This window comes from Kineosporia corallincola (genome assembly GCF_018499875.1).
Lineage (GTDB): Bacteria > Actinomycetota > Actinomycetes > Actinomycetales > Kineosporiaceae > Kineosporia > Kineosporia corallincola.
This window is the reverse complement of sequence record NZ_JAHBAY010000004.1, coordinates 318,382-334,746: the sequence shown is the minus strand read 5'-3', so window position 1 is coordinate 334,746 and position 16,365 is coordinate 318,382. Positions and strand designations below refer to the sequence as shown.

Genomic DNA, 16,365 nt, shown 5'->3' with positions numbered 1-16,365 from the left:
GCGCCGGTCATGAATTCCGCGGCGGGAGCTCACGTTCCGGGGGCGGGGCGCGTTTACCAGGTATGAGGAGTCAGGCGAGCAGGTCTTCCAGGTGGATCGGAAGGTCGCGCACCCGCACGCCGGTGGCGTCGTACACCGCGTTGGCCACCGCGGCGGCCGTGCCCACGATGCCGATCTCGCCGATCCCCTTCGTGCCGGTGCCGCCCAGGTGCTCGTCGTCCTCCTCGATCCAGGCGATGTCCATCGTCCCCACGTCCGCGCAGGCCGCCACGTGGTACGAGGCCAGGTCGTGATTGGCGTAGTCGCCGAAGGCGGCGTCCATCACGCCCTCCTCGTGCAGCGCCATCGACAGGCCCATGGTCATCCCGCCGATGAACTGCGAGCGCGCGGTGCGTGAGTTCACGATGCGGCCGGCGGCGAACACCCCGGTCATCCGGGGCACCCGCAGCTCTCCGGTGTCCTGGTTCACCCGCACCTCCACGAACTGCGCCCCGTAGGCGGCGCGGCTGTACTCCCCCAGTGCCTTGATGTCCTCGGCGGTGTTCGCGGTCACCGACCCACCGCCCTGCTCACGCAGGGCCCGGCAGGCCTTGGTCACGGCCCAGCCCCACGACCGGGTGCCCATCGAGCCGCCGGCCAGGCCGGCCTGTGGCAGGTCCGAGTCGCCGATCCGCACGGTCACGTCGGCCCACGGCACGTCCAGGGCCTCGGCGGCGAGCTGGTGCAGGGCGGTGCGGGCGCCGGTCCCGATGTCGGTGGCGTTGATGGCGACGGTGTGGTGGCCGTTCTCGTCGGCCGACACGGTCGCGGTGGCCGGGGCCTCGTAGGTCGGGTAGTACGACGAGGCCACGCCGGTGCCGATCAGCCAGCGCCCGTCACGGCGGGTGCGGGGTGCCCGCGGCCGGGGCTCCCAGCCGAAGCGCTCCGCCCCCTGGCGCAGGCAGGCCACGAGATTGCGGCTGCTGAAGGGTTTTCCGCTCTCCGGGTCGGTCTCCGGCTCGTTGCGCACCCGCAGGTCGATCGGGTCCATGCCGAGTTCGGCGGCCAGCTCGTCCAGCGCCGACTCGAAGGCGAAGAAGCCCGGGCACTCGCCGGGGGCGCGCATCCACGAGGGCACCGGCACGTCCAGGCGGGCCAGCCGGTGACTGGTGCGGCGGTGCGGCGCGGCATACATCGAGCGGGTGGCCACGGCGGTCTGCTCGGCGAACTCCTTGACGGTGGAGGTCTGTTCGACCACCTCGTGGGTGATCGAGTTGAGCCGGCCGTCGGCCTCGGCGCCGAGCCGCACCCGCTGAATGGTGGGCGTGCGATAGCCCACGAGCGAGAACATCTGCTGCCGGGTGACGGCGATCTTCACCGGGCGCCCAGTCACCTGGGCGGCCATAGCCGCCAGCACCACGTTCGGCCGGGGCGTGCCCTTGGAGCCGAATCCGCCTCCCACATGCGGGTTCATCACGCGCACCCGGTCCGGGGCGAGGCCGAACAGCCCGGCGATCGTCTGCCGCACCACGTGGCCGCCCTGGTTCGAGTCGTACAGGGTGAGCGAGCCGTCGTCGTGCCAGAGTGCCGTGGTGGCGTGCGGCTCCATCGGGTTGTTGTGCAGGGCCACGGTGCGGTAGGTGTGGTCCACCCGCACCGGGCTCGCCTCGAAAGCGCCGTCCGGGTCGCCCTGTTCGGTGTCCGCCGGGTAATCCGGGTTCACCGCGTCCGGCTGGTACAGGCTCTCGTGGTCCGGGGTGAGCACCACGTCGTGGCCGAGCTCCTCGTACTCCACCGGCAGCGTGGCGGCGGCCTCCCGGGCAGCCTCCGGGGTCTTCGCCACCACCAGGGCCACCACCTGGCCACGGTAGGCGACGGCGGGGTCCTGGAGCACCGCGAGCGCCGGGTCGCCCACGTCCTCCAGGCGCGGGGCGTTGTCGTGCCGCAGCACGGCGATCACGTCGTCCGAGCGCAGCACGTGGTCGGCGTCCACGGTGAGCACGCGGCCCTTGGCGATCGGCGAGGTGACGATCCAGGCGTACGCGGCCTCCTGCTGCGGGTACTCGTAGGCGTACCGGGCCGCACCGGTGACCTTCTCGACCGACTCCTCGCGGGGCTGCGGCGGGCCGGCAGCGGCCGGGCGGCGGAATACGGGGGCGCTCATCGGGCCTCACCCCCGGCCAGTTCGAGAAGCGCTGCCACGATGAGGTTCTGGCTGAGCGTCACCTTGAAGGCGTTGTCGGGCAGCGGCTCGGCGGCGGCCAGCTCGATGCCGGCGGCACGGCGGAACTCCTCCACGGTGGCCGGGCGGCCGGTCAGGGCGGCCTCGGCCAGACGGGCGCGCCACGGCTTGTGGGCCACGGCGCCCAGGGCGATACGCACCTCGCCGACCTCGCCGTCGGGCGTCAGGCCGAGCCCTGCGGCCACCGAGCCGACGGCGAAGGCGTACGAGGCACGGTCGCGGGCCTTGCGGTACAGCGAGGTGCGGTGCGCCGGCCCGGAGGGCGGCAGCTCGACCGCGGTGATCAGGTCTGCCGGGTCGAGAACCGTGTCCCGGGAGGGGTCCTCGCCGGGTGACCGGTACAGCTCGGTCACCTTCAGCGTGCGGTCGCCGGCCGGGCCGGTCACGTGCACCCGGGCGCCGATGGCGGCCAGGGCCACGGCGAAGTCGGACGGGTGGGTGGCGATGCAGTGCTCGCTTGCACCGAGGATCGCCAGGTCGCGGTGCACGCCGGTGCGGGCCGGGCAGCCGCTGCCGGGGCTGCGCTTGTTGCACGGCTTGGTCACGTCCTGGAAGTACGGGCACCGGGTGCGCTGCAACAGGTTCCCGCCCACGGTGGCCAGGTTGCGCAGTTGGCCCGAGGCTCCGGAGAGGAGGGCCTGTGACAGCATCGGGTAGGCGACGCGCAGCCGGGGGTCGGCGGCCAGGTCGGAGTTGCGCACGCCGGCGCCGATCCGTACCCCTCCGCCGTCGACGGGCTCGATGCGGTCGAGGTCCAGGCGGGTCACGTCGACGAGCAGGTCGGGCGATTCCACCCCGAGCCGCATCAGGTCCACGAGGTTGGTTCCCCCACCCAGGAAACGCGCACCCGGGCTGCCGGAGATCCGCCGCACGGCATCGGCCGGAGCCCCGGCCACGGCGTAGGCGAACGGCTTCATCGGGAGCCTCCCGTCTCGAACCCCGTGTCGGAACCTGTCTCGAGCCCTGGCCCGGGCGTCTGGCCGGCGGCGTCGAGCACGGCCGGCACGATGTTGGCGTAGGCCCCGCAGCGGCAGAGGTTTCCACTCATCCGTTCACGTACCTCAGCCTCGTTGAGCACCACCCCGCCCGCGATCGGGTTCGCACCGGTCGGCGAGCCGTGATCGGCGGCCGCCGGGTCAGCGGCCGCCGGGTCAGCGGCCGCCGGGTGAGCGGCTGCCGGGTGAGCGGCTGCCGGGTTGATGATTGCCTGGCCGGCAGGCGGACCGACGGCTGCCGAGTCAGCGGGCGAATCAGCAACTGCCGAGCCGGGCGTCCCCGAATCCACAGCCTCCGAATCGGCGGCCCCCGAATCAGCAGCCCAGGGATCGGTCGCCGTGGACCCGGCTTCCTCCATCGGGGTGACGGCCGACGGCCAGCCGTTCCGGGCCTCCTCCAGCACGCCCACGGCAGAACAGATCTGGCCGGGCGTGCAGTAGCCGCACTGGAACGCGTCCCGCTCCACGAACGCACGCTGAACCGGGTGCAGTTCCGCGTCGTCCCCGGTCCCGCCCGCCAGGCCCTCGATCGTGGTGACCGGCCGGCCCTGCGCGGCCACGGCGAGCACCAGGCAGGCGTTGGCCCGGCGTCCGTCGAGCAGCACCGTGCAGGCGCCGCACTGGCCGTGGTCGCAGCCCTTCTTCGCGCCGGTCAGACGCAGGTGCTCGCGCAGGGCGTCGAGCAGCGAGGTGCGATGGTCGAGGGTGATGTCGTGTTCGGAGCCGTTCACGGTGAGGCGCACCGTGCTCGTGGTCGACTGCGAGCGGGTGTCCGTCGTCGTCATGCGGCGACCGTACGGCTACCCGCCGTCACCCGCGCGTCGACACTCTTCACCCATCCGTACGGTCCGGGTCTCGCACACCGTGAGCTACTCCCCCGTACCGCTGGGCTATTTGTCGCTTTAGGCTGCGCCCATGCCTTCTCTGGTTCCCCCTGTCGTCCCAGCCGGTTCCTGGGGCCCCTTCCCGCAGCCCGAGATCGAGGGCGACGGGCTGCTGCTCAGGCCGTGGCGGCCGGGCGACGAGCCGTTCCTGCTCGGCGCCTACTCCGACCCGGCCATCCAGCACTGGCACGCGTTCGGCATGAGCAAGCAGGCGGAGGCCGAGGAGTTCATCGCCCGGCAGACCCGGCGCTGGCAGCAGGAGAGCGGGGCCGACTGGATGGTGAGCGCCGACGGCAAGCCGCTGGGCCGGGTCGGGCTACGTACTCTCGACCTGCCGTACGGCGACGGCGAGGTGGCCTACTGGGTGGCTCCGGACGCCCGCGGCAACGGCATCGCGGCGCGTTCCGCCTCGGTCCTGATCGACTGGGCCAGGAACGCCGGTATGCACCGGTTCTCGCTCACCCACTCCACGCAGAACGTGGCGTCCTGCCGGGTGGCGACGCGCTGCGGGTTCGTGCTGGAGGGCGTGGCCGTGCGCTCCCAGCGTCACGCGGACGGCTACCACGACATGCACCTGCACGCGCTGCTGCTCGACTGACCCTCAGGGTCAAGGCAGGGCCCGGCGCTGCCGAGTCCGGATGGGTGACGACGGGGATCGCGGGTGCCTAGGGCGCGCGGGCAGCGGCAGTGGACGGTGACGGCCAGTGTCTTCACCGCGCTCGCCGTCGTGCTCAGCCTGACCCTGGTGATGGCGGTGCTCGCGCTGAACGGCCTGCAACGCGTGGTGGACCGCAAGGACCGGGTGATCGACCACGACGCCGCGCTGGTCCTCGAGGCCCGCACCCTGATGGACATTCGCGACGCCCGGGCCGCCGCCAACCGGGGCTACCTGTTCTCCGGCCAGACCAAGTACCTGGGTGAGCAGTACAAGTGGGACGAGGCGTTCAACAAGCAGCTCACCGCGCTGCGGCAAACCGTAGACACCGACCGGGGCCGGGACCTGGTCGACCAGATCACCCGGCTCCAGGCCAGTTTCATCGAGCTGGACAAGGGCCCGGTGCAGTTGAAGGAGGCCCATGCCCCGCCCGCCGAGGTGGTGGCGGCCTGGGAGGAGATCGACGACCAGCGGGTCACCACGACCGCCGCGATGGACTCGCTGTTCGCCTACCTCCAGGGGCTGGTGCGAGAACGTGAGCAGGCGGCCACCCGCACCGCCCACGACGGGGTGCGGCTGATCGTCGCCTCGTTCGTGGTGATCCTGATCGGCTCCACGCTGGTCGCCTCGATGGTGGTGCGCCAGGTGCGCGGACGGGTGATGACCGCGGTCCGCTCGGTGCAGCAGTCGTCCACCGACCTCCAGCTCAGCGCCCGGCAGCAGGCCGAGGGCGCGAGCCAGCAGGCCAGCTCGGCGGCCGAGATCTCGACCACGGTGAAGGAGATGCTGGCCGAGTCCCGGCTGATCGCCGAGGGCGCCCAGGACGTGGTGGCCGCCGCCGGGCAGACCGCCGAGGCCGGCCGGCACGGGCGCGACGTGGTGCTCGCCACCCAGTCCTCAATGGAGCGCATCCGCGCGCACTCCGGCTCGGTCGACCAGCACATGGAAGACCTCAGCCGCCGGGCCCGGCAGATCACCGGAGTCGTCGAGATCGTGTCCGAGCTGGCCGAACTGACCAATATCGTGGCGATCAACGCGAGTATCGAGGCGGCCGGCGCGGGCGGTGAGGCGTCCCGGTTCGCCGCGCTGGCCGACGAGATCCGGGCGCTGGCCGACCGGGTCGGCGGCTCGACGCGGGAGATCGGCGAGATGGTGGCGTCGGTGGCCACCGCGGTCGACGACACCCGCCGGGTCAGCCGCGACGCCTCGGACGTGATCGGCGAGGGCGCGGCCCAGGTCGGGCAGGCGGTGGAGAGTTTCGAGGAGATCGTCTCGCTGGTGGCCAACACGATGGAGTCGGCCCGGCAGATCCAGCAGTCGACCAGTCAGCAGTCGGTAGCGGTGGAGCAGACCGACCTGGCGATCTCCGCGATGGCCGAGGCCACCCGCGCGCACCAGGCCACCGCCGGCGACACCCAGACGACTGCCGACCAGCTGGCCTCGCTGTCGCACGTGCTGGGCACCCTGGTGCAGTCGGCCGGTCGGGACACCCTGCCGGCCGAGGTGAGGTGAGACGTGAGGTGAGGCGGGGCGAGACCCGCGAAGACGCGAGAGAGCGCATGGCCGTTCGCACCGTTGCCGGTGCCCCAGCGAAAGGCGGAGACTTTTCCTCATGACGCACACCTTCAGCACCGAGGTCGAGCTGCACGGCAAGACGGCCACCGGCCTGCGGGTGCCGGCCGGAGTGGTCGAGGCGCTCGGCCAGGGCAAGAAGCCCAAGGTCACGGTCACGCTGAACGGCCACTCCTACCGCAGCAGCGTCGCCCCGTACGGCGGGGACTTCTTCGTTCCGCTCAGCGCGGCCAACCGCGACGCCGCCGGGCTGGCCGCCGGGCAGACCGTGCAGGTGACACTCGCCCCCGACCTGGCCGAGCGCACCGTCGAGGTTCCCGACGACCTGTCCGCGGCCCTGGCCGCCCGCCCGGGTGCCCGCGAGGCGTTCGACGCCCTGTCACCCAGCCGGCGGCGTCAGCACGTGGAATCGGTGACTTCCGCGAAGAAGGAGGAGACGCGGCAGCGCCGCCTCGACGCGGTCGTCGCCGGCCTGATCCCCTGAACCACGTTGCGCCGGACGGGTGTTTCGCCGTCCACCCGGCCGAATGGCTACTTGAAGTCGTTAACACCGACCGGTCGGCTGCCGACGGGGGCCGAAATCTTTCCCCTCATCGGAGAGCGGAGGAGCCGTCATGGAAACGGTCATCTATCCCTACGCGGGTAAACGCTCGGTCAAGAACAACGACCAGGCCCGCGCCCGAGCCAAACACCAGCTGGGCGAGAAGACCCTGATCTCGCACATCGGCTGGAAGCACGAAGGCGGCGACACCCTCTGTGTCGTCGAGTACCTCACCCCGGCCGAGGCCCTGGCCCACGACCGGGCACCGAACGCCCGGGACTCCGCGCGACGCAACGGCTGCTCCCCCGCCGACGTCCACAACGCCCTGCTGGAGATGGGCGGGCAGGCCAGCATCCACGACATCGCACTGGCTCTCGACGTGGACGTGCAGTGGCTCACCGTGCAGATGGAACGCCCCGAATGGCAGCTGGAGATCGGCGCCTCGGGCGGGTTCGCCGGCGAATTCACCGAACTCACCCTCGACATCACCGAGGCCGTCTACCTGGAGACCGCCCCGCCGGCCCCGGTTCGCACCTTCCGCGACATGCCGGGCATCTGGATGGCCGCGCTGGCCCGATCGGTGATGCGGCCCTCCTGACGTCGCCGGTCCGAGAACTACCGGCCCGAGGAGATCCCGGCCAGATCCACCGCGTCGGCCACGATCGGCGGGCGCAGGGCCGTGGCCGTCGCCCAGCCCTCCTGGAGCAGCGCCACATCGGTGCCGGGGTCGGGCCGGTCACCGATCTCGTGGAACGTCGCGGTGACGAATCCCTCTCCGGCCTCGCCGATCTCGGCCTGGACCGCGCCGAACGAGGCAGGCGTGGCGGGTTTCAGGCCACGCAGTTCGCCCGGCGGGATGTCGGGCACGTTCACGTTGAGCACGTACGCACTGCCGAGATTCTGGAGGAACCAGCCCAGCGCCTGGTCGGTGGCGACGCGGGCGGTGTCGAACCGGGTGGGGCGGGACCCGGTCAACGACACCGCCAGCGCCGGCAGTCCCTGCGACACCGCGGTCAGCCCGGCCCCGACCGTGCCCGAGTGCAGCACCGCCTGGCCGGTGTTCGGTCCGTGATTGACGCCCGACAGCACGATGTCGGGCGGCTCGCCGAAGGCGCCGCGCAGGGCGACGAACACGATCATCGCCGGCGACGCGTGCACCGCGAGGGCATCCGTGCCGGCCACGGTGGTGTGGTCGACGAGCAGCTTTCCGTCGTCCTCAAGCGCCGACAGCATGGCACTGGCGCCGCTGCGCTCCTCGTGCGGCGCCGCGACCGTGACCTCCAGCCCGGCAGCGAGTGCGGCCTCGGTCAGCGTGATGATGCCCTCGCTGCCCACTCCGTCGTCGTTCGTGATCAGTGCCCTCAAAACCGTTACACCTCGCTCTCATTCACAGGTCGCTCAGGGTCACCCGCTCGCGCAGCCGCTCGATCAGCTCACGCTCGCCGGTGGCCAGGCCGTGCCGGGTGGTGTTCAGCGTGCCCGCCGCCGCGCCCAGCATCAGGGCCTGGTCCAGGGGCAGGCCGGTGGCGGTGCCGACGGCCAGCCCGGCCGTCATCGAGTCGCCCGCCCCGCGGTGGTCGGCCCGCTCGAACGACGGCGTCTCCACGCTCACGGCCCGGTCTCCGAGCAGGGCCAGGGCAGGTTCGCCGGCTCTGGACACGACCACGTTCGCCGCCCCGGCCGCCCGCAGCTCACCGGCGGCCCGCAGCAGTTCGCCGGGCTCTTCCGAGGTGGCCAGTCCGTCGTCCATCAGTTCTTCGTGACTCACCTTGAGCAGGTGCACGCCGCCCTCGACGGCGGCCTTCAGGTAGTCACCCGACAGGTCCACCACCACCGGAATCCCGTGCGCCGTCAGGTCTGCCGCCAGCCGCCGGTAGGTCTCGGGCTCCACCACGTTCTCGCCGTCCGGCCCGCCGAGCACCACCACCGACGCCTCCAGCCCCTCGACCAGCGTCAGGTCGTACAGGTGGTCGTGGTCGTGACGTTCCAGGGTGGGCGGGACGTGCGTGGCGACCACCTCGCGCTCGCCCTCACGCCGGTCGTGCACGTAGGCGCCGTTGGTGTACGGCACCTCCAGCGGTCGGGGGATGATGCCCTCGCGCTCGATCAGGGGCCGCAGCACCTCACCGCTCTCCCCGCCGAACGGCCCGGTGAGCCGCACCTGCGCCCCCAGCGACGCCATCATCCGCGCGATCCAGACGCCCTGCCCGCCACCGTGCACGTGGATCTCCGGCGTGCCGTCGGGCTGCCCCTCGATGGTCACGGTGAGCAGGGGCGAAGGGGTGAACACGACCGCGGTGCCCTGAGCTGCCATGGCCAGAGCATGCACGAATCCACCCGGGCGCGCTCCCCGAAGCGGTCAGTCCTCCCAGTCCAGTTGCTCCGCGGGCACTCCCACGGCCAGGCCGTGGGCCACAGCCGGGACGCGGCCGTGCGGGTCGTCGCGGCGGTAGCGGAACACCCGGCCCGGGTAGATCACCCAGTGATGCTCGTCGTCGTGCAGGTCGGCGTACCAGCCGGGTGCGTCGAGCACCTCGGCGAACCGTCCGGCCAGATCACCGGGATCGATCGTCGCGGAGGTGAAATACCCCAGCACCCAGCCGTTCCCGATCCGCTCCAGCCGGGTGAAGACGAGCCCAGCAGCGTCCAGGGTGGCACCCGTCCGCAGGCTCTGCATGATCATCGTGCCGGTCAGCATGGCCGAACCCTACGGCGCGGACAGCACCGGCCAGACCTCCACCACCCCGTGGGCGACGGCGCACGGGGTGCCCGCCACCATCTCCACGGCCTGCTCGATCGAATCCGCCTCGATCACCGCGAACCCGGCGACCGGCAGGCCCGACGTCAGATACGCGCCGGGACGCACGAGGGGCCCGGTGGCATCGTGGTTGCGTACCTGCACCGGGGCACCGGCCACGCCCATCCGCACGCCGCCCCCGGCCAGCCGGGCGTCGTGGGCGTGGGCCGCCTCCCGCACGGCCGGTTCCGTGCGGTCGTAGCCCTCCTGGTCGCCGTACCCGATCGTGATGAACCATGCCATGCGCCTGCTCCTCCCCCGGTCAGGCGTCCATCGAACCACGGGGGGACGACGCTCCACCCGCGAGCCCGTGGAGGGTGCACTCCAGAGCGGCGGTGACCCGTTCGTCGTCCCCGGTGGCCAGCAGGTCGAGCAGAGCACCGCGCAGGGCCATCAGAACAGCGGTACGGACGGCGAGGGCCCGCGTCGTCCCCCGTTCGGAATCGTCCTGACGCGCGGCCAGGAAACCCAGCCAGTCGTTCACCGTTCGCTCGGCGAAGCCGGCCCAGACCTCGTCGCGGGCCACCAGCGACCGGGCGTACGCCTCGGCCCAGAGCGTGACCGACCCGCGGTGCCCCGGATCGCGCAGCCACCCCCACAGCAGGTGCGCGGTGTCGATCAGGCCGGCCTCGGGAAGTGTTCGCAGCAGCCGCAGTTCGTCGTCGCGGGCCCGTTCCAGCAGGGCCTTGACCAGGCCGTCCTTGCTCCCGAACAGGAACAGCAGCACGCGTGGGCTGGACCCGACCGCGGCGGCCAGCGGGCGCAGCGACAGGTCGGCCAGACCGTGCTGCCGCACGTAGTCGTGGGTGAGTTCGAGCAACTGGTCCTTGCGACTGTCCGGCACATGGCTAGTATTGACTGAAACAACTGTTTCAGTCGAGCTCGAGGAGACGAGATGATCCGCGAACTGGGACGCCCGGGCGATCTGGGCTGGGTGATCCAGGCGCACGGCGAGATGTATGCCCGGGAGTTCGGCTGGGACAGCGGTTTCGAGACCCTGGTGGCCGGCATCGTGGCGGGTTATGCACGCGACCGGGATCCGACACGGGAGAACGCCTGGATCGCCGAACTGGACGGGCAGCGCACCGGTTCGGTGTTCTGCATGGCCGGCGACAGGGCCGGCGAAACGGATACCGCCGTTCTGCGCACCCTGCTGGTGGACCCGGCGGCGCGGGGCCACGGGCTGGGCGGCAAGCTGATCGACACCTGCGTGCGGTTCGCCCGCGAGGCCGGGTACGCCCGGCTACGACTGTGGACGACCGACTCTCTGGTCTCGGCCCGAAAACTTTATCTTGCACGAGGTTTCGCTCTGATGGACGAAACCCCGCAGCACCTCTTCGGGGTGGACCTGGTGGGGCAGACCTACCTGCTCGACCCGCTGCCGCGGCCAGGGCGGCCGGGTGATTCAGGCCCGTAGTACCTGGCCGAGGCGTTCCCGGCGACGCACCGACGACTCGGCCAGCACCAGCACCACCACCGCCGCGGGCAGCAGCATGATCGGCAGGTAGGTGACGGCCGGCACCACCAGCGCCGGGTCGGCGGGCAGGTCGTTCAGCATCTTCAGCGAGAGCAGGCCGATCGCCTCGGAGGCCAGCACCCGCCCGAGTGCCCAGCCCACCACGCCGCCGATCACGGCCACGGGCAGCAGTTCTCCCAGGGCGATGCGCCGGGTGGCGGCCGGGGTCATGCCGAGAGTCCGCAGCCGGGCAAAGGTCTCGGCCCGGTCACCGGCACCGGCGAAGGTGCCGAGCGCGACCGCCAGCCCGGCCAGCAGGAACAGCAGCAGGCCACAGGTCAGGGCCAGGTCACGCAGACCGTCGGCGAGGGCCGGGGGCAGCGGGTGCGCGTCGTCGGCCGGCCGCCCGGGGCCGGAAGCGGTCGCCCGCACCGCCAGCGCGAAAACCCCCAGCGACACCGAGGTCACGATCAGCACCATCGGCAGCGGCCGGGACACCGTGGCCGCGGCCCGGCCGGCGGCCAGCAGCGGCAGGGCCCCGCGGAACCGGTTGCCCAGCCGCAGGAACAGCCGCAACAGCACCGGGAGCAGGCGCAGCACCAGCACTCCCCCGGTCACCGCGACCAGCGACGGGGCCACGGCGGGCAGCACGTCGTTCGCCGTCACCCCGCGCTGGGCCAGGGCGGTGCCGGCGGCCGCGGCCGCCAGCACGATCGCCACCTCGATCGTGATCCGGCGCAACTGCCGGGTGACGGCGAGGGTGCGCCGCGCGGAACGGTTGGCGGGAGCGGCCTTCCGGGGTGTGGCCCGCGCCGCCTCGGACACCGCCGCGACCGGTGCGCCGAGCACCGCGACCAGCAGCACCGGCCAGACCCACGACAGCGAGAGCGACCCGGTCAGCCACCACGCCACCGCCAGCCCCGCGCCACCGGCGATCCCGGCGACCGCCAGGGACTCCACCGCCAGCTCGGCGCCCAGCCCCGGCAGCGACGCGCCCCGCCGGCGCAGACCGGTGAGCACCCCGGCCCGGCGGCGGGCGAGCAGATCGGCGGTCAGCAGCAGGGCCAGCGCGACAGCCACCAGCAGGGCGCTCAGCAGCACGGCCGCCAGGGCGGTCGCCACCGCGATCTGATTCAGCAGGCGCTGGAGCAGGGTGTCCAGGCCGGTGCCGAAAATGACTGGCGGACCGTCGATCTGGTAGGCCTTGGTGCCCGCCTCCAGCTGCACCAGCGCGTCGATCAGGGCCGGGGCGCTGTCCCGGGTGACCAGGGCGGGGTCGGGCAGGAACTCCAGGTTCACGAAGAGCCCGCTGTAGGGGTCCGTGGCCAGGCGCCCGTCCGGCAGCGACTCGCCGGTCATCAGCACGGAGAAGTAGCTCGTGGTGAGGCCCCGGGTGTCCGTGACCGTGCGCGGGGCCAGCAGTTCCGGCTCGGTGCGCCAGACGTCGTCGGTGCCGCGCCGCGCCCGGTACACGCCGCTGACGTGCACCTCGATCGGCGCCTTGTCGTAGTCCTGGGCCGAGATCGTGTCGCCCGGGCCGGCCCCGAGCAGCTTCGCCGTGGCCTCGGACAGGCCCACCTGCACCGGCCAGGGCGCGTCGCTGGTGCGGGCGGAGCCCTGGCCGGCCCCCGGTGCTTCGCCGGCCACCCAGGTCACCGCCGGGCCGTGGTCCTCGTCCCGGGGCGAGTCGGCATAGACCAGGCGCATGTTCAGCCCCGGGGTGGTGCCGGAGGTGACCTGGAGATCGCCCGAGCCGACCGACGCCACCGGCGAGCCGAAGACCTTCTCCAGCGAGGGATCCAGGTAGCGCAGGGCGTTTTCGTAGTACCCGTCGACGATCTCGGCCGAGGAGTCGATGCGGGCCCGGGGATAGGCCGGGCTCTCCGGGTCGAAGGTCACCGACGCGGTCAGGTCCGCGTCACCCCCGGCCCCTTGCACCACCTCGGCCACTGCCCGGTCGCCGCGGGTGCGCAGCAGCGGCGGCACACCGGCCGTGATCAGCACGGCGAGGAACACCACCAGGGCGGTGAGCAGCAGCGGGCCGCGGTCGGCGCGAGCCCGTCCCCTCACGCTGGGACCGTGGATCATCGGCGCACCTGCGCCTGGGCGACCGCCCGGACCACGACCAGGCAGGCCGCGAGAAGTCCGAACACCAATACGGTTTCGGGGAACCAGGGCCAGACCACCAGCGGCCCCGGGATCGGCGGGGCACCCAGGTCGGAGCGGATCAGCAGTGGACCGACCAGCCGGGTCGCCACCGCCCCGACCACGGCACCGGCGGCCACCAGCAGCACCAGCAGCCCGCCGTGCTGGGCCAGCAGCAGGCCGCGCACGGTGCGCCGGGGCAGCCCGAGCGCCCGCAGCCGGTCCGTCTGCCCGGCGCGCACCCGCAGGTCCGAGACGATGTGCAGGGTCAGCCCGCCGAGCGCCAGCAGCAGCACGGCCGGCACCAGCAGGAACAGCGCCGCGGGCACCCCGGCCCGCAGTGGCCCCTTCGAAAGTTCCTGGTACACGGCGTCCCTCGTCGTCACCTTGCCCAGACCGAGTGTCCGGACGGCTCCCGGATCGGTGGCCCGCGCCACCCACCAGGTGTTGCCCGGCGCGGCCAGGTCGCCGCGGGCGATCAGGGCCCTTCCGAGCGTGTCGATGTCGGCGAGCATCGCCCCGCGCCCGGGCGCCGAGGGCACGTCCGGCACCACCGCCGTCACCCGCACGGGCACCGACGACAGGCCGAACGAGACGTCGAAGCGATCACCGGGCGCGGCCCCCAGCACATCGGCGAACTCCTGTGACACCGCCACCGGCACCACCTCGGGCGGTTCGAACCCGGTCATCACCAGGCGCCCGTCCGCATACGCCAGGTCGATCACCGGCACCGTCGCCGTCAGTTCGAGGACGACGCCGTCACCGCTGCTCTCGACCTCGCCCGAGACACCGGAGACCCGGGCACCGGTTTCACCACCGTAGTTCGACGCCGTCCACTCCCCGCCGTCGGCGCTACCGGGGATCCGGAAAGACAGCTCCAGACGCGCGTTCCCGGGTGTCACCTCGTCGGCGGGCGGGGCGGTGGCGGGGTCCAGCCCGGCGTCCACCGTCATCGCCACCACGCGCGCGCCCTCGGGCAGGGCGTCGCAGAGGCCCAGCTCGTGCGTCGTGCCGTCGAGCAGCACGGTCGGTAGCACACAGGCACTGCGCACGCCGGAGCCGTCCTCGATCACCAGCCGGGGCGTGACGAGCATCGGCGGTCCGGCGTCGGCGGTCCCGGACATCTCGACCGTGCCCTGCCCGCCCAGGACCACGGAGGAGACGGTTGCCGAGCCGGCGGTCAGCCCGGCGCCGATCTGCTCCCAGGACGCCCCGGGAAGCCGCCCCCGCAACAGGGTTCCGGCCTGTGACGCGTCCAGAGCCACCAGGTGCGGCGGGTCCCCGGCGCCGCCGATCCACTGTCCCACCGGCACATCGCGGTCCAGCACCGGCGACACCGTGCCGCCGGTCGCCGCGGCCAGGGCGGGCCCCTGCCCGGTCTGCACCGACCCGGCCAGGGCCACGCTCACGTCGGTGCCCACCACCAGGTCCGCCTGATCGGCCTGCGACCGCTGCCACGTGGCCCCGAACGCCAGGCCGAAAGTGCCTGCCGCGACGGCCAGGACGAGCAGCAGCGCGGCAGCGGTCGCCTGTGGACGGCGGGCCGCCTCGAAGGCCGCCAGCGGCAGCACCAGCCGGGTGGAGCGCCGGGCCAGCCGGTCGGCCAGCCGCAGCGGCAGCCCGGTCAGGCGCACCGTCAGTGCCGACCCGGCCAGCAGGAACACCCCCGGCGCCAGGATCCGCACCAGGTCGACGCCCTCACCGGAGACCGGCTGCACCCTCAGCTGCCACCAGCCCACCGCCGCGAGCGCGACCAGGGCCAGGTCGGCGCCGGAGCGCACCAGCACGCCCGCACCGCCGCGGGTTCCCTCCACCCGCGCCGGATCGGCCTGGAGCACCGGCAGCAGCAGCACGAGGGCCAGCACCACCGCACCGGCCAGGATCACCGCCACCTGCGCCGGGCTCACGCCCGGGCCCGCGGCCAGCCCGGCCTGCTCCAGGGCGGGCAGGTGGGTGAGGGCGGCGTGCACCAGTGACGAGGCCGGCACGGCGATCACCGACGCCACCAGCGCCAGTCCCAGCGCCTCGCCCACGGCCAGGAGCAGCAGCTGGCCGCGGCCCGCGCCGAGGGTCGAGAGCAGGGCGGTCTGGGTGCCGCGCGAGCGGGTGACCAGCCGCCCGGCCAGGGCCAGGGCCGTGGCGGTGAGTAGGGTGCCGAGCAGCACCACGACCAGCACGGTGGACCGGGTCACGGCCTGCTGGGTGCGGGCGCGGGCCAGGGTCGCGGGCAGGCCGGAGGCCACCCGCTGGTTCTCGGTGAGGCCTTCGAGCTGGTCGCCCAGACGCCGGTCGGCGGTGGCCAGCCGGGTGACCACCTGGTCGAGGGCCGCGCCCGGCGGGTTCGTCAGGTCGGGGGCGGTGGCCACCTGCATCCGGTCGAGCATCAGGCCGCTGCGCCAGAGCGTGGGCAGGTCGGTCACGAACGGCCCGTAGGCCCGGAAGGTGGTGTGGAAGCCCAGGCGCAGTGCGGCTTCCGAGCCGGCGGCGGCCAGTGGGTCGCGGTCCCAGCCGGCCTCGGGCAGCGGCGCGACGATGCCGGTGACCAGCAGGTCGGTGCTGTCCACCCGGTCCCGGTCGCCGGCGGCGACCTGCGCCCCCAGGTGCACGCGGCTGCCCGGCTCCAGACGCATGGCGCGGGCGGTGGATTCGAGCACGACGGTCTGCAACGGGCCGGTGGCGGTCGTGCTGGGCCAGGCCCCCTCGATCAGCCGGGCGGCGGCGGTCAGGTCGTCGAGTCCGGTGAGATAGGCGGCCTGCGGGGTGTTTCCGCGGTCCTCGACCCGGCGCATCGTGCTCGACGCCCGCACCCGGCTGACCCCGGGGCCCAGCGGGCTCACCGCGTCGCCGAGCAGGTTCTGCGTGAGTTCGGCCGCCTGCTGCGCGTTCTCGTTGGTCAGGTCGCTGAGGTAGGCGATCACCTCGGCGTCCTGCGGATCGGCACGCGAGAGGCCGACGGTGAGCGCACGGTCGGCCGAGACCGTCAGCAGCCGGGCGGAGACGCCGAGCAGGGTGGCGCCGACGGTGACGACCGCCACCACGGCGGCGAGCAGGGGCCAGGAGGCCCTGGCCCGGCGGACCAGGAGCCTCAGCACGACGACA

Annotated in this window: 14 protein-coding genes and 2 pseudogenes; 5 read left to right on the top strand and 11 right to left on the bottom strand. The window is 73.0% G+C overall.

Annotation, left to right across the window (positions count from 1 at the left end):
• Positions 1-70: 70 nt before the first annotated feature.
• The 4 genes and pseudogenes from KIH74_RS11750 to KIH74_RS39175 all read right to left on the bottom strand — a co-directional run.
• Entirely contained in the window at positions 71-2,143 is a 2,073-nt protein-coding gene (locus KIH74_RS11750) for a xanthine dehydrogenase family protein molybdopterin-binding subunit (RefSeq protein WP_214155900.1), read from the bottom strand.
• The gene (locus KIH74_RS11745) at positions 2,140-3,138 is read right to left on the bottom strand and encodes an FAD binding domain-containing protein (RefSeq protein WP_214155899.1); all 999 of its coding nucleotides are present in this window, start codon (positions 3,136-3,138) and stop codon (positions 2,140-2,142) included. The genes KIH74_RS11750 and KIH74_RS11745 overlap by 4 nt, the downstream gene beginning before the upstream one ends.
• Positions 3,135-3,296 (bottom strand): annotated as a pseudogene (locus KIH74_RS39180) (2Fe-2S iron-sulfur cluster-binding protein); the annotation flags it as partial. The pseudogene KIH74_RS39180 and the gene KIH74_RS11745, both read right to left, overlap by 4 nt.
• A 258-nt stretch (positions 3,297-3,554) precedes the next feature.
• Positions 3,555-4,001, bottom strand: a pseudogene (locus tag KIH74_RS39175) ((2Fe-2S)-binding protein); the annotation flags it as partial.
• A gap of 130 nt (positions 4,002-4,131) precedes the next feature.
• Here KIH74_RS39175 and KIH74_RS11735 point away from each other — a divergent pair.
• The 4 genes from KIH74_RS11735 (at position 4,132) to KIH74_RS11720 (ending at position 7,466) form a co-directional block, all read left to right on the top strand.
• Complete coding sequence (locus KIH74_RS11735; protein ID WP_214155897.1) at positions 4,132-4,698, top strand: GNAT family N-acetyltransferase; 567 nt, start codon at positions 4,132-4,134, stop codon at positions 4,696-4,698.
• Between the two features lie 63 nt (positions 4,699-4,761).
• Positions 4,762-6,267, top strand: a complete 1,506-nt coding sequence (locus KIH74_RS38540; protein ID WP_214155896.1) for a methyl-accepting chemotaxis protein — start codon at positions 4,762-4,764, stop codon at positions 6,265-6,267.
• A gap of 100 nt (positions 6,268-6,367) precedes the next feature.
• Positions 6,368-6,811: a YdeI/OmpD-associated family protein gene (locus tag KIH74_RS11725; RefSeq protein ID WP_214155895.1), complete on the top strand. Its 444-nt coding sequence runs from the start codon at positions 6,368-6,370 to the stop codon at positions 6,809-6,811.
• Between the two features lie 130 nt (positions 6,812-6,941).
• Positions 6,942-7,466 (top strand): hypothetical protein, encoded by a 525-nt coding sequence (locus KIH74_RS11720; protein ID WP_214155894.1) that lies wholly within the window; start codon positions 6,942-6,944, stop codon positions 7,464-7,466.
• A gap of 17 nt (positions 7,467-7,483) precedes the next feature.
• On the opposite strand, the gene surE is transcribed toward KIH74_RS11720, so the two are convergent.
• The 5 genes from surE to KIH74_RS11695 are packed head-to-tail and all read right to left on the bottom strand — an operon-like array spanning position 7,484 to position 10,509.
• Positions 7,484-8,233: a 5'/3'-nucleotidase SurE gene (surE, locus tag KIH74_RS11715; RefSeq protein WP_214155893.1), complete on the bottom strand. Its 750-nt coding sequence runs from the start codon at positions 8,231-8,233 to the stop codon at positions 7,484-7,486.
• A gap of 22 nt (positions 8,234-8,255) precedes the next feature.
• Positions 8,256-9,182 (bottom strand): 1-phosphofructokinase family hexose kinase, encoded by a 927-nt coding sequence (locus KIH74_RS11710; protein WP_214155892.1) that lies wholly within the window; start codon positions 9,180-9,182, stop codon positions 8,256-8,258.
• A 45-nt stretch (positions 9,183-9,227) separates the two neighbouring features.
• A complete protein-coding gene (locus KIH74_RS11705) occupies positions 9,228-9,566 on the bottom strand; it encodes a hypothetical protein (protein WP_214155891.1) in 339 nt (112 codons plus the stop codon).
• 9 nt (positions 9,567-9,575) lie between these two features.
• Positions 9,576-9,908, bottom strand: coding sequence for a YciI family protein (locus tag KIH74_RS11700; RefSeq protein ID WP_214155890.1), 333 nt, complete (start codon positions 9,906-9,908; stop codon positions 9,576-9,578).
• A gap of 19 nt (positions 9,909-9,927) precedes the next feature.
• Positions 9,928-10,509 carry a TetR/AcrR family transcriptional regulator gene (locus tag KIH74_RS11695; RefSeq protein WP_214155889.1) on the bottom strand — a complete coding sequence of 194 codons (582 nt, stop codon included), beginning with the start codon at positions 10,507-10,509 and terminating at the stop codon, positions 9,928-9,930.
• A 51-nt stretch (positions 10,510-10,560) separates the two neighbouring features.
• Between KIH74_RS11695 and KIH74_RS11690 the strand changes: the two genes are divergently transcribed.
• Positions 10,561-11,082 carry a GNAT family N-acetyltransferase gene (locus tag KIH74_RS11690; protein ID WP_214155888.1) on the top strand — a complete coding sequence of 174 codons (522 nt, stop codon included), beginning with the start codon at positions 10,561-10,563 and terminating at the stop codon, positions 11,080-11,082.
• On the opposite strand, the gene KIH74_RS38535 is transcribed toward KIH74_RS11690, so the two are convergent.
• Both KIH74_RS38535 and KIH74_RS11680 read right to left on the bottom strand, forming a co-directional pair.
• Positions 11,071-13,191 (bottom strand): FtsX-like permease family protein, encoded by a 2,121-nt coding sequence (locus tag KIH74_RS38535; RefSeq protein ID WP_214155887.1) that lies wholly within the window; start codon positions 13,189-13,191, stop codon positions 11,071-11,073. The two genes, KIH74_RS11690 and KIH74_RS38535, sit on opposite strands and share 12 nt — an antisense overlap.
• A gap of 14 nt (positions 13,192-13,205) precedes the next feature.
• On the bottom strand, positions 13,206-16,358 hold the full coding sequence (locus tag KIH74_RS11680) for a hypothetical protein (protein ID WP_214155886.1): 3,153 nt from the start codon (positions 16,356-16,358) through the stop codon (positions 13,206-13,208).
• Positions 16,359-16,365: the final 7 nt, after the last annotated feature.

Bases quoted from the DNA above. Each gene is read 5' to 3' on its own strand.
- KIH74_RS11735 (WP_214155897.1), top strand. From the start codon at position 4,132: ATGCCTTCTCTGGTTCCCCCTGTCGTCCCAGCCGGTTCCTGGGGCCCC.
- KIH74_RS11750 (WP_214155900.1), bottom strand. From the start codon at position 2,143: ATGAGCGCCCCCGTATTCCGCCGCCCGGCCGCTGCCGGCCCGCCGCAG.
- KIH74_RS11725 (WP_214155895.1), top strand. From the start codon at position 6,368: ATGACGCACACCTTCAGCACCGAGGTCGAGCTGCACGGCAAGACGGCC.
- KIH74_RS11705 (WP_214155891.1), bottom strand. From the start codon at position 9,566: ATGCTGACCGGCACGATGATCATGCAGAGCCTGCGGACGGGTGCCACC.
- KIH74_RS11710 (WP_214155892.1), bottom strand. From the start codon at position 9,182: ATGGCAGCTCAGGGCACCGCGGTCGTGTTCACCCCTTCGCCCCTGCTC.
- KIH74_RS11720 (WP_214155894.1), top strand. From the start codon at position 6,942: ATGGAAACGGTCATCTATCCCTACGCGGGTAAACGCTCGGTCAAGAAC.
- KIH74_RS11690 (WP_214155888.1), top strand. From the start codon at position 10,561: ATGATCCGCGAACTGGGACGCCCGGGCGATCTGGGCTGGGTGATCCAG.
- KIH74_RS11700 (WP_214155890.1), bottom strand. From the start codon at position 9,908: ATGGCATGGTTCATCACGATCGGGTACGGCGACCAGGAGGGCTACGAC.
- KIH74_RS11745 (WP_214155899.1), bottom strand. From the start codon at position 3,138: ATGAAGCCGTTCGCCTACGCCGTGGCCGGGGCTCCGGCCGATGCCGTG.